This window comes from Niveispirillum sp. BGYR6 (assembly GCF_027568365.1).
Lineage (GTDB): Bacteria > Pseudomonadota > Alphaproteobacteria > Azospirillales > Azospirillaceae > Niveispirillum.
Map to the genome: position 1 here is coordinate 525,266 of NZ_JANLNL010000001.1, position 12,209 is coordinate 537,474.

Genomic DNA, 12,209 nt, shown 5'->3' on the forward strand with positions numbered 1-12,209 from the left:
CGGCCAGCAAACCATATTGGCAGCGGCAGGGCACGTCGCGTGGGGTATGGCGGGCCGGGTGCAGACTATGCGGGGCCGGTGAAGCTGGCCTTGTGCTGTTCCCGCAGGGCCGCCTTCTGCACCTTGCCCATCTGGTTGCGGGGCAGTTCCTCCACAAACCAGACGCGTTTGGGCACCTTGAAATTGGCCAGTGCTTCCTTTGCCTGGGCGATCAGGCTGACTTCCGTCACATCGTCACGGCCCGGCTTTTTCTGTATGATGGCGGCCACCGCCTCCCCGAAATCCGGGTGCGGCAGGCCGATGACGGCACTTTCCACCACGCCATCAAGCCCATCCAGAAACGTCTCCACCTCCTTGGGGTAGACGTTGAAGCCGCCGCAGATGATCAAATCCTTGGCACGGCCAACAATATGCACATAGCCGCGCTCATCCAGCTTGCCGACATCACCGGTGATGAAGAAACCATCGGCCCGCATATCCTCAGCCGTCTTCTCAGGTTTTTTCCAATAGCCCTTGAAAAGATTGGGCCCTTTGAATTCAATCTGGCCAATCGTGCCGGTGGGCACGGCCTGCCCTTGATCATCGGTGATGCGCAGTTCCACCCCCGGCAGGGGGAAGCCCACTGTGCCCGGCACGCGGTCGCCCGCCAGCGGGTTGGAGGTGATCATCCCCCCTTCCGTCATGCCATAGCGCTCCAGAATGGCATGACCGGTGCGATCGCTGAATTCCCGGTGCGTATCGGCCAGCAGTGGGGCCGACCCGCTGATGAACAGGCGCATATGCGCCACCAGATCGCGGGTGAAACCGGGATGGGCGAGCAGACGGGTATAGAAGGTGGGCACGCCCATCAGAACCGTGGCCTGCGGCAGCAGATCGACCAGCCGATCGGCATCAAACTTACCCAGGAACAGCATGGAACCGCCGTTCAACAACGTGGTGTTGGTGGCAACGAACAGCCCATGCACATGGAAAATCGGCAGCGCGTGCAGCAGCACGTCACCCGGCTGGAAACCCCAAAGCTGATGCAGGGTCAGGGCGTTGCTGGCCAGATTGCCATGGCTGGTCATCGCCCCCTTTGACCGCCCGGTGGTGCCAGACGTGTACAAGATCGCCGCCAGATCATCCGCCGCCATCGGCACGGTATCGAAATGATGGCTGAGATTCAGGGCCATATCCGGCAGGCTGCCATCGGCCGCAATGCCTAAGGTGGCCACTGCCGGCACATGATAGCGGGCGGCCAGTTCCCGCATCCCGGCCTCATCCTCCGGTCGGCAGACGAACAAAGCCGGTTCGGCATCTTCCAGAAAATAGGCGATTTCTGCCTTCTGATAGGCACTGTTCAGCGGCAGATAGATGGCACCCAGTCGCAGGGTGGCGAGGTAAAGGAACAGGTTTTCGGCACTTTTTTCCACCTGCACCGCCACCCGGTCACCCCGCTTCACCCCCAATTGCACCATGGCATGGGCGAAGCGGGCGGAGATGGAGACCAGATCGGCGTATGTGTACCAGACGCCCTGGCGCGGCCCGTCCATCAGGGTGATGAAACGGGCCTGCATATCGGCGGGAAAGCGGCTTTCGATCAGGTGATAGAGGTTGCCGCTTTTCACGCCGTCCATGGTCATTTCCCCTGCAGCATTTTCACGATGGCGGAGAAGTCGAGCCCGCCATGGCCCGCCGCCGAAAATAGCTGATACAGCGCCGCCGCCTGCGCGCCAAGGGGGGTTGATGCGCCAGCACTGGCGGCGGCCTGCTGCGCCAGCTTCAAATCCTTCAACATCATATCGACCGCGAAACCAGGCTGATATTCCCGGTTGGCAGGCGATGTCGGCACCGGCCCCGGCACCGGGCAGTAGGAGGTCAGCGACCAGCATTGGCCCGACGATTTGCTGGAAATATCGAACAGCTTCTGCCGATCCAGGCCCAGCTTGTCGGCCAGGGCAAACGCCTCTGACACGGCGATCATGGAAATGCCCAGCACCATGTTATTGCAGATTTTCGCCGCCTGCCCGGTGCCGGGACCGCCGGCATGAACGATGGTCTTGCCCATCAGTTCCAGATAGGGCTTGGCCTTGTCAAAGGCCGCATCCGACCCGCCCACCATGAAGGTCAGCGTCCCCGCCGCCGCCCCGCCGGTGCCGCCGGAAACCGGGGCATCCAGCATCAGGTGCCCTGCTTTTTCCGCCTGGGCCGCCACGGCGCGGGCGCTGTCCACATCCACGGTGGAACTGTCGATGAACAGGGTGCCGGGTTTGGCGCTCTCGATCACCCCGCCGGCATTACCATAAACGGCGCGTACATGCGGGCCGGCGGGCAGCATGGTGACAATCACATCGGCCAGGGATGCGGCCGGCCCTGCGGCCGGCCCGGTCTCAATCCCCGCTTCTGCGGCGGCGGCCAGATTGGCGGGGGCGAGATCGACACCGATCACCCGATGCCCCCCCTTCAACAGGTTCTTGGCCATCGGCAGGCCCATATTGCCAAGCCCGATGAAAGCAATCGTCGCCATGGTCTTCCTCCCGATCAGGTTATTATGTGAAGGGTGGGGCTGTCTGATTCAGTTTGAACCATCCTATCCCGTCACCCCGGCGCAGGCCGGGGTCCAGAACACAGGCCCCTTGCTTTACGAAACTGGACCCCGGCCTGCGCCGGGGTAACGGTTGTAAGAGCTATTCCTGTTCCACTTACACTGCACCAACACTCAGCCCGGAAAGGTCAAGTCGCCATCCGCTGGCGGGGCGAAATGGCGGGCGACGAAGGCGGGGTCCACCGCATCCAGGCTCGCCGGCTGCCATTTCGGATTGCGGTCCTTGTCTACCAGCACGGACCGGATGCCTTCATAGAAATCATGGCCATCCATCACCGCCTGGGTCATGCGGAATTCCAGCCGCATACAATCATCAAATTCCAGCTCGGCCCCCCGCCGCAACTGCTCGAATGTCACTTTCAGGCTGGTGGGGGACATGGTTTTCAAGCTGGCCAGTGTCTTGGCTGCCCAGTCGCTGCCCTCATTCTCCAGCCTGGCGAAAATGCCCTCGATGCTGTCGGCATCAAAGCAGCGGTCAATGGCGTCGCGGTGGGCCGGCAGGGTGGGTTCGTCCGGCGTGGCGGCATGGTGGCCCAACACCGCCTCCACCGCCGAATTGGCGTCGGGCGCACTGGACAAGGCCGTTTCCAGGTCGCGCTCCAGGTCATCCAATGCCTCACTGCGGCTATGGTGCGTGGCGATACAGGCATAGGCCAGATCGCCCGCTGTTATCCGCGCGCCCGTCAGCCCCAGATAGAGCCCCAACCGCCCCGGCAACCGGGGCAGAAACCACGTCCCGCCGACATCCGGGAACAGGCCGATGCCGGTTTCCGGCATGGCCAGCAGCGTCTTTTCCGTCGTCACCCGGTGGCTGCCATGAACGGACAGCCCGACCCCGCCGCCCATGGTGATGCCATCAATCAAGGCGACATAGGGCTTGGGGAAATGCTTGATCTGGCGGTTCAGCCGGTATTCCCCGGCGAAAAAGGCCGCCGTCAGGGCACCCGCCCCCTCCCCACGCTTGCGCTGCAACCCGGCATCCCAGACGGCGCGCACATCGCCCCCGGCGCAGAAGGCGCGGTCGCCCGCCCCCCGGATCACCACCGCCTTGATGGCGGGATCGGCAGCCCAGGCGGCAAGGGTCGGGGCAATCACCTCCACCATCGGCAGGGTCAGCGCGTTCAGCGCCTTGGGCCGGTTCAGCAGAATATGCCCCAGCAGGCCGCGCGTGGTGCAGATGGCATCAAGGGTCAAGGCCGTTCCTCCCGGTTTGGATCACACTTGTGAAGTGGGTGGGCTTATTCCACCACGGCAAGGGGGATCATGGTCTTCTGCCACAACCAACCCCTATCATTGCGGTGATGCGCACATCCATGCGAAGTTTACCCCATCCGTTGTGCGCTTTTCCACGCAGGTACATTGATGGCCGGGCAATTTGATTGGGATGATCTGCAGAGTTTCCTGGCCGTGGCCCGCAGCGGTCGGCTGACCCTCGCCGCCCGGCGCATGGGGGTGGATCACACCACCCTGGGACGGCGGCTGCAATCGCTGGAACGCGCGCTGGGGGCCAATCTGTTTGAACGCCACGCCACCGGCTACAGCCTGACCGCCCAGGGTGAAAGCCTGCTGGCCAGCGCGGAGGCGATGGAGGGGCTGGCCATGACCATCATGGAGGATCTGGCCGGCAGTTCCGGCAGTCTGTCCGGGGCGGTGCGCATCGGCACGCCGGATGGTTTCGGCAGCTTCTTCCTGGCCCCCCGCATCGGCCAACTGGCTGCCCGCCACCCGGATCTGGAGGTACAACTGGTGGCCATGCCGCGCCTGTTCAGCCTGTCCAAACGGGAAGCGGATATCGCCATCTCGCTGGCCCAGCCGGATGCCGGGCGGCTGCATGGGCGCAAGCTGACGGATTACGAATTGGGGCTTTATGCCGCCCGATCCTATGTGACGGCGAACCCACCCATTTCATCGGTGGCCGACCTGCCCGGCCACCGGTTCATATCGTACATTGACGATCTGCTTTACACGCCGGAGCTGGATTACCTGCCGCAGATTTCCCGCGATATCCGCCCGCAGTTGAAAAGCGCCAGCCTGGTGGCACAATTTCGCGCGGTGGAGGCCGGGGCCGGCATTGCCGTGCTGCCCTGCTTCCTGGTGGATGGCCATGCCGATCTGGTGCGGCTGTTGCCGACGGAGGTCAGTTTGATCCGCAGTTTCTGGCTGCTGATCCATTCCGACCTGCGTCACCTGTCCCGCATCCGGGTAACGGCGGAATTCATCGCGGAGGAGGTGCGGCGGAACAGCCGGCTGTTCCGCCCGTAATGTCACCGATCAGACCATGAACAGCTTGACGAAGATCGCCACCTGAAAGGCCAGCACGAAACCCATCATCCATTTGATGATGTTGACATCGGATTTCAGGCCGGTGACATCTTCATCCCGTTTGGACAGCGCCGATGCGGCCTTCAGCGCCTTTTCCTCCGGAATGTCGATGGCGCGGAAAGCCTCAAAGACCTCTGTCTGCATCGTGCTCATGCACATCCTCCGCCGGGCCGACCTGTCAGCATGATATCATATCGGCTGACAGGTAGATAAGCCCTATCAGGATAGGCTGGCCCGATAGGCCCGCCAGCCACCATGATGGGTGATCTCCGTCGCCCCCTCCAGGGCATAGGATTCACACAGGAAACTGGTAACCTGCCGCCCATCGGCCAGCGTAACCTTGCCCACGCCCAGCGGGGCCGGGATGCGGGCGATGAAGGCGCCCAAGGCGGCGGGCGGCAGCCACCATTCCTCCGCCAGAATCCCCGGCCCGGCAAAACCGGGATCGCGCACCAGCCCCGGCTTGGGTGGCACGGTGCCGGCCAGCGCATAAAGCCGGTAATCGGGGGCCGTCCGCACCACCCCCGCCAGCCGGCCGCCCACGCTGGTCAATTCATGGTTCAGCGGCATCCCGGACAGATGCGCGCCCACCGCCAGGATGGGCAATGCATCGGGGGCCGACACCGGGGCCAGCACCGGCCCAGGCAGGTCGGCCCGTGCCGCCCGGTGCAGCCGGTCGCCCAGCACCGCCAGATCGGCATCGGCAAAGGCCGGTGCCACCAGGGTGACGCCGAAGGGCAGACCCGCCGGGGTGAAGCCCCCCGGCACCGCCACCGCGCTGCAATCCAGCAGGTTCACGAAATTGGTATAGCGGCCGAGATTGCTGTTCAGCCGCACCGGATCGGCCAGCATGTCCGCCACCTTGTAGATGGTGGGGGCCGTGGGCAGCAGCAGAATATCAAGGTCTCGCCACAAGCCATTGATATATTGACTATAGGCAGATAGCGCATAGTGGCCGCGATAGGCCTCCACCGCTGTTTTGCCCTTCGCCCCCTCGATAATGGCCCTGACTGTCGGGTCCATATTGGCGGCGTGGTCGGCAATGAAATCTTCCACCGCTGCCAGCCGTTCGGCCACCCAAGGGCCGCCATAAAGCAGGTGAGCACATTCGCGTAAAGGCTTGTAATCAAATGGTACTGGCGTGCCGCCCAAGGTCACCAGCCGGTCAATGGCAGCATCGTAGAGGGCAGATGCTGCTTCATCGCCGTAAAATTCCCGCTCTTCCCCCGACAGCACCCCAAACCGGAATTTCTCCAGCTTCAGGGAATGGAACCCGGCGGGGCGGGAATAGGGATCGGCCCCATCGAAACCTTCCGCCACCTGGCGCACCAGATCGCCATCGGCGGCGGAGTGTGCCAGCACGGTGACGCAATCCTGCGACCGTACCGCCGGTACTACGCCAGCGGTCGACAGCAGGCCCTTGGTGGGCTTGATCCCCACCAGATCGTTGAAGGCGGCGGGCACCCGGCCCGAACCCGCCGTATCGGTGCCCAGCGCGAAGACCACCTGCCCCCGCGCCACCGCTACGGCAGAGCCGGAACTGGAGCCACCAGAGACATAATCCGTATCGAACACGCAGCGCGGCGCGCCATAGGGGCTGCGCGTGCCATTCAGACCGGTGGCGAACTGGTCAAGGTTGGTCTTGCCCACCAGCAGCGCGCCCGCCGCCCGCAGCTTCGCCACCACGGTACTATCCGCCGCCGGCTGATAGGCGAAGGCGGGACAAGCGGCACTGGTGACAAGGCCAGCCGTATCGATATTATCCTTGGCGGCAAAGGGGATACCCCAAAGCGGTTGATCGGCCTTGTATCCCGCCGCCGTCAGGGAGGCCGCCGCCGCGCGCAGTTCCGCCGCCGGCACCAGGCTGATCCAGATGGCGGGGTCGGGGCTGGCCGCCAGCCGGGCCAGTATTTCCTCCACCACCGCCAGCGGGGTGGTGGCACCGCTGCGATACAGTTCCGTCAGCCCGTGAATGGTCAGTTTTTCCGGGAACATCAGGCAATCTCCTCCAGAATGGCGACAGTCTGGCCGGCATTGACGGTGCGGCCCGGCTTGGCGGTGATTTCCCGCACGCGGCCAGCACTGGCGGCCTTCACGTCCATCTCCATCTTCATGCTTTCCAGGATCAGGATGGTGTCGCCGGCAGCCACTTGCTGGCCCGGCTCCACCAATATTTTCCAGACATTGCCGGTCACGCCGGTCTCCACGCCGATGCAGCCTTCCGGCAGGGCCGTTTCATCCCCCGTCGGGCCGCCATCGTCGCTGACGAAACTGTCCAGACCCTTGGCCTTCCAGTCTTCCCGCTCTGCCTCAAACGCCGCCTGCTGGGTGCGTTTGAAGGCATCGATGCTGTTGCCATTGTCGGCCAGGAAGCGCAGATGGTCGGCGTAGCTGAACTCGGTTTCCTCGATCTTGATCGGGTAGCGGCCATGGGGGAAGGCCTCGCGCGCATCGGCTAGTTCCGCCTCTGACACCGGATGGAACTTGATTTGATCGAAGAAGCGCAACAGCCAGGGCTTGTCCTGCTGGAACACGGGCGTGGATCGCCAGCTATTCCAGACCTGGATGGTGCGCCCGAACAGTTGGTACCCGCCCGGCCCTTCCATGCCATAGATGCACATATAGGCACCGCCGATACCCACGGCATTTTCCGGGGTCCAGGTGCGGGCGGGGTTATATTTGGTGGTCACCAGCCGGTGGCGCGGGTCCAGCGGGGTGGCCACCGGCGCGCCCAGATAGACATCGCCCAGCCCATAGACCATGTAATGCGCGTCGAACACGATGCGCTTCACATCCTCCTGGCTTTCCAAACCGTTGATCCGGCGGATGAATTCGATATTATCCGGGCACCAAGGGGCGTCCGCCCGTACCAGTTCCTGATACTTCGTCATGGCCAGCCGCACCTGGGCATCGTTCCATGACAAGGGCAGATGCACAATGCGGCTGGGAATGCGGGCATTGGCAATATCGCCCAGCCCGCCCTCAATCTCCGCCAGCACAGCCAGCAGGGTGGTGGTTTTCAGCCGGCGGCTGTCATAATGCACCTGCAACGACCGGATGCCGGGCGTCAGGTCAATGATGCCGGCCAGCTTGCGCGCCCGCAGTTCCGTGACCAGCAGATGCACCCGCAGCCGAATGCCCAGGTCCAACGCCATCGGGCCATATTCGACCAGCAGATAATCATCCCCCGCCCGGCGATAGGTGACGGGGATATCGCCATCGATACGGGACAGGATGGGGGATGGCAGGGTGGCGTGGGTGATACGCTTTGCTGCTTCATTTCCGTCACCCCGGCGCAGGCCGGGGTCCAGTTTCGTAGAGCAAAGCGCTTGTGGCCCCTGGACCCCGGCCTGCGCCGGGGTGACGGTAAGGGCAGTGTCAGTGTAGACGGTGGATGCAACCGGCACAAACCGCACCTTATCCCCTGGCCGCAACTGGCCGACCTTCCACAGCTCATCCCGCGCCACCACCACGGGGCAGACGAAGCCGCCCAGGCTGGGGCCATCGGGGCCCAGGATGATGGGCATGTCGCCGGTGAAATCCACTGCCCCGATGGCATAGGCATTGTCATGGATGTTGGACGGGTGCAGCCCCGCCTCCCCGCCATCGGCCCGCGCCCAGGCCGGGCGGGGGCCGATCAGCCGCACGCCGGTGCGGGCGGAATTGAAATGCACCTCATATGACGCGGCAAACAGGTCGGCAATGTCGCTTTCCTGGAAAAAATCTGGCGCGCCATGCGGCCCATAGTGCACGCCCAACACCCATTCATGGGTCAGGGGTGGAGCAGCAAATGGCTCGGCCTGCCCCACCGGCCCACCGGCCAGCGCCAGCGTGTCGCCCGCCTTCAGGCAGCCGGTGGCATGGCCGCCGAAACGGCCCAGCGCGAAGGTGGATTTCGATCCCAGATATTCCGGCGCATCAAAGCCACCAGCCACTGCCAGATAGGTGCGCTGCCCCGGCCCCTGGATGCGGCCCAGCGCCAGGGTTTGCCCTGCCGCCACGTCAAAAACCACGCCATGTGGCACGGCCACGCCATCCAACGTGGCCACCATCGCCGCCCCGGCCAGCGCCACCCTTGCCGCATGGTTGAAGCGCAGGCTCGGCCCCGTCAGCGTGCATTCCAGCGCCGCCGTCCCCTCCGGGTTGCCCAAAAGCCGGTTGGCCAGCCGAAAGGAGAGATCATCCATCGGGCCCGATGGCGGCACGCCAACATCCCAATAACCCAGCCGCCCCGGCCAATCCTGGATGGAGGTCTGGGCACCGGGGCTCAACACCTCCACCGTCGCGGGCGTGAAGGGGAAATCCTTCAGCACAGAGGTGGCGACCTTGCCCTGCCGGAAAATATCCGACCCGATGATGGCGCGCAGGTAGGAGAGATTGGTTTCAATCCCCGCCACGCGCGAAGCCGCCAGTGCCGCGGACAACTGATCAATCGCCGCATCCCGGCTGTCGGCATGAACGATCAGCTTGGCCAGCATGGGATCGTAATTGGCCGTCACCTCTGTGCCCGTATTCACCCAGCCATCCACGCGGATGTTGTCGGGGAAACGCACATCCGTCAGGAGGCCGGTGGAGGGACGGAAATCAGCGGCGGCGTTTTCCGCATAAAGCCGAACCTCAATGGCGGCCCCCTGCGGGGTCAGGCTTTCCGGGGCCGGCAGGGTGAATTCCCCTGCCGCCTGGCGGATCATCCATTCCACCAGATCAACGCCGAACACAGCCTCCGTCACCGGATGTTCGACCTGCAGACGGGTGTTCACCTCCAGGAAATAGACCTGTTCACGCGCCACATCATAGATGAACTCCACGGTGCCGGCGGAGGCGTATTGCACGCTTTGCCCCAGCGCCACGGCGGCATCCCGAAGCTGCGCGCGTACCGCATCGGGCAGGCCGGGGGCGGGTGTTTCCTCCACCACCTTTTGATTGCGGCGTTGCAGGGAGCAATCGCGCTCGCCCAGGGCCACCACACCACCCTTGCCATCACCGAAAATCTGCACCTCGACATGGCGGGCCTCCGCCACGAAGCGTTCCAGATAGACGCGGGCATCGCCGAAGCTGCTGGTCGCCATGCGCTGCACGGCGGCGAATTTGGCGGCCAGTTCGTCGGCGCTATGGCAAAGTTGCATCCCGATGCCGCCGCCGCCGGCCGTGCTTTTCAGCATGACGGGGAAACCGATGCGCGCCGCCTCCGCCTGGGCCTGTTCAACATCGGCCAGAATGTCGCTGCCGGGCAGCAGCGGCACGCCGGCAGCCCTGGCCAGGGCACGCGCGGTATGTTTCAGGCCGAAATCGCGCAAATGTTCGACACGCGGGCCGATGAAGGCGATGCCGGCCGCGTTCAGCCGTTCCACAAACCCGGCATTTTCCGACAGAAAGCCATAGCCGGGGTGAACCGCTTGCGCACCGGTGGCCTGACAGGCGGCGATGACGGCATCGATATCCAGATAGGACTGTTTGGCCGGCGGCGGGCCGATGCGCACCGCCTCATCCGCCGACAACACGGGTTGGGTGAAGCGGTCGGCATCGGAATAGACGGCGACCGAGGCAATGCCCATGCGCCGCAGGGTCTTTATCACCCGCGCGCAGATCTCACCCCGATTGGCGATCAAAACCTTGGTGAACATGGGGGGATTCCTTTGGGGGATGGGGGGAGGGATGGCGTTGGGTCATTCCCATGCCGTCTTGGGGCTGCCGTCCGCGCTCTCTCACCCGTCACCCCGGCGAAGGCCGGGGTCCAGAGGCCACGAGCGCATTGCTCTACGAACCTGGATCCCGGCCTTCGCCGGGATGACGGGTAATGGAAAGGCCGGCTCCCCTCACCCCTCCCAAACCAAAATCTCAATCGGGGTCGGGTCAAACGCGTTGCAGGGGTTGTTCACCTGCGGGCAGTTGGAAATGACGCACAGCAAATCCATCCGCGCCACCAACTCCACATAGGCCCCCGGTGCCGACACGCCATCGGCAATGGCAAGCCCGCCTTCGGTATCGAACGGCACGTTCATGAAGAAATTGATGTTGGGTACAATGTCCCGCTTGGTCATGCCATGGCGTGACACGGCGATCAGGAAGTTTTCCCGACAGGCGTGCATGTAACGGGTGTGCTGGCCAAAGCGGACCGTATTGCTTTCACAGGAACAGGCCCCGGCGGATGTATCATGCTGGCCGCAGGTATCGGCCACCAACTCGGCCATCACCTGACCGCGATTGGAATAAAGCACCGATCCCGGCCCGATATAGGGCGTACCCTGGGCCAGCACCGTATCCTGGGCGCTGTAGCGTTCGGTATGGTCGGCGGTGCTGTAGAATAATGTGTCCACCGCCTGACAGCCCTCGCTGTCGACAATGCGGATCACCTGCCCCTTTTTCACAAAACCGGACCAGGGATATGTTGCCGGCACGGTTTCGCGGAAAATGGCGCTGGCCGGGTCACGGGGGGAAAGCACGGGCGTAAAGCTGCTGGTCATGATGGTGCCTCCCCCTCTCAGGCCGACAGATAGCGGTCGGTATTGTCAAACCCGCGCACGGCCTCTGCCGTGGCGGTACGGCACAGATCGTCGACAGCCGGTGCCGCCCCCTGGTGGATCACCAGATCAATCGGCAGCGGTTCCACCGCCGGGGCCAGCGGATGGGGCGTGTTGGAGACAGCGATGATCAAATCCATCTCCACCCGCAAATCGACGAAATCACCCGGCACAACGCCCGCCGCATCCCAGGCAAAACCGCCATCAGCCTGCACCGACACCGGGGCAAAGAAACCGATGCAGGGCGGAATATCGGCCAGCCCCAGCCCATGCTTGCCGGCAGCCAGAATGAAATTGTCGCGCGCATTGCGCACGCCGCTATCGGCCCCATAAAGCCGGGCGACACTGGCCGGGGTAGAGCCGCCGATCACCGTGTCATGCCGGCCGCTGGTATCCTCCACAATGGAGAGCAGCACGCGGCCCATGTCGGAGAACAGCACGCGACCCTTGCGCAGGGCAGCGGTCCATTGAATCTTGATCGTGTCGGCATGGTTGAACCGTTCCGACGGGTCCGCCTTGTTCCAGGCCAGCAGGCTGACACCGGGCGTGCCCTGGCTGTTCAGGATGCGCAGCACCTGGCCCCGGCGGATCACCCCGGTCCAGTACCAGCCGCCCGGCACCTGTTCGCGCAACAGCACGGCAGCATCGGCGATGGGGGCGGCATCGCGCGCCGTGGGCGGGGGCAGCACCAGGGGGGCCGCGCCCTGGGCTGCCTGTTTCAGTTCCAGATAACGCGCCCGGTTGGCGGCGATCTGTGCTTGGGTCTGGCGTGGCATCTCCAC

General features: G+C 64.0%; 9 protein-coding genes. 1 reads left to right on the forward strand and 8 read right to left on the reverse strand.

Going from position 1 to position 12,209, the window contains the following annotated elements; translation table 11 throughout:
- Positions 1-65: 65 nt before the first annotated feature.
- The 3 genes from PCJ49_RS02185 to PCJ49_RS02195 form a co-directional block, all read right to left on the reverse strand.
- On the reverse strand, positions 66-1,616 hold the full coding sequence (locus PCJ49_RS02185; protein WP_269909504.1) for a malonyl-CoA synthase: 1,551 nt from the start codon (positions 1,614-1,616) through the stop codon (positions 66-68).
- A gap of 2 nt (positions 1,617-1,618) precedes the next feature.
- Positions 1,619-2,506: a 3-hydroxyisobutyrate dehydrogenase gene (gene mmsB, locus PCJ49_RS02190; protein ID WP_269909505.1), complete on the reverse strand. Its 888-nt coding sequence runs from the start codon at positions 2,504-2,506 to the stop codon at positions 1,619-1,621.
- 192 nt (positions 2,507-2,698) lie between these two features.
- On the reverse strand, positions 2,699-3,778 hold the full coding sequence (locus PCJ49_RS02195; RefSeq protein ID WP_269909506.1) for an enoyl-CoA hydratase/isomerase family protein: 1,080 nt from the start codon (positions 3,776-3,778) through the stop codon (positions 2,699-2,701).
- A 168-nt stretch (positions 3,779-3,946) separates the two neighbouring features.
- Here PCJ49_RS02195 and PCJ49_RS02200 point away from each other — a divergent pair, with 168 nt between their 5' ends.
- The gene (locus PCJ49_RS02200) at positions 3,947-4,846 is read left to right on the forward strand and encodes a LysR family transcriptional regulator (RefSeq protein ID WP_269909507.1); all 900 of its coding nucleotides are present in this window, start codon (positions 3,947-3,949) and stop codon (positions 4,844-4,846) included.
- A 9-nt stretch (positions 4,847-4,855) separates the two neighbouring features.
- Here PCJ49_RS02200 and PCJ49_RS02205 read toward each other — a convergent pair whose 3' ends face one another.
- The 5 genes from PCJ49_RS02205 to PCJ49_RS02225 form a co-directional block, all read right to left on the reverse strand.
- Positions 4,856-5,059 (reverse strand): integrase, encoded by a 204-nt coding sequence (locus tag PCJ49_RS02205; protein WP_153204842.1) that lies wholly within the window; start codon positions 5,057-5,059, stop codon positions 4,856-4,858.
- 66 nt (positions 5,060-5,125) lie between these two features.
- Positions 5,126-6,901 carry an allophanate hydrolase gene (atzF, locus tag PCJ49_RS02210; protein ID WP_269909508.1) on the reverse strand — a complete coding sequence of 592 codons (1,776 nt, stop codon included), beginning with the start codon at positions 6,899-6,901 and terminating at the stop codon, positions 5,126-5,128.
- Entirely contained in the window at positions 6,901-10,530 is a 3,630-nt protein-coding gene (uca, locus tag PCJ49_RS02215; protein ID WP_269909509.1) for an urea carboxylase, read from the reverse strand. Before uca ends, atzF begins: the two co-directional genes overlap by 1 nt.
- 192 nt (positions 10,531-10,722) lie before the next feature.
- Positions 10,723-11,370, reverse strand: a complete 648-nt coding sequence (locus PCJ49_RS02220; RefSeq protein WP_269909510.1) for an urea amidolyase associated protein UAAP2 — start codon at positions 11,368-11,370, stop codon at positions 10,723-10,725.
- Positions 11,371-11,387: 17 nt separating this feature from the next.
- The gene (locus tag PCJ49_RS02225; RefSeq protein WP_269909511.1) at positions 11,388-12,203 is read right to left on the reverse strand and encodes an urea amidolyase associated protein UAAP1; all 816 of its coding nucleotides are present in this window, start codon (positions 12,201-12,203) and stop codon (positions 11,388-11,390) included.
- Positions 12,204-12,209 lie beyond the last annotated feature (6 nt).

Excerpts from the sequence above, each read along its gene's own strand:
- PCJ49_RS02205 (WP_153204842.1), bottom strand. The coding sequence starts at position 5,059 with ATGAGCACGATGCAGACAGAGGTCTTTGAGGCTTTCCGCGCCATCGAC.
- PCJ49_RS02220 (WP_269909510.1), bottom strand. The coding sequence starts at position 11,370 with ATGACCAGCAGCTTTACGCCCGTGCTTTCCCCCCGTGACCCGGCCAGC.
- PCJ49_RS02185 (WP_269909504.1), bottom strand. The coding sequence starts at position 1,616 with ATGGACGGCGTGAAAAGCGGCAACCTCTATCACCTGATCGAAAGCCGC.
- mmsB (WP_269909505.1), bottom strand. The coding sequence starts at position 2,506 with ATGGCGACGATTGCTTTCATCGGGCTTGGCAATATGGGCCTGCCGATG.
- PCJ49_RS02200 (WP_269909507.1), top strand. The coding sequence starts at position 3,947 with ATGGCCGGGCAATTTGATTGGGATGATCTGCAGAGTTTCCTGGCCGTG.
- PCJ49_RS02225 (WP_269909511.1), bottom strand. The coding sequence starts at position 12,203 with ATGCCACGCCAGACCCAAGCACAGATCGCCGCCAACCGGGCGCGTTAT.
- atzF (WP_269909508.1), bottom strand. The coding sequence starts at position 6,901 with ATGTTCCCGGAAAAACTGACCATTCACGGGCTGACGGAACTGTATCGC.
- uca (WP_269909509.1), bottom strand. The coding sequence starts at position 10,530 with ATGTTCACCAAGGTTTTGATCGCCAATCGGGGTGAGATCTGCGCGCGG.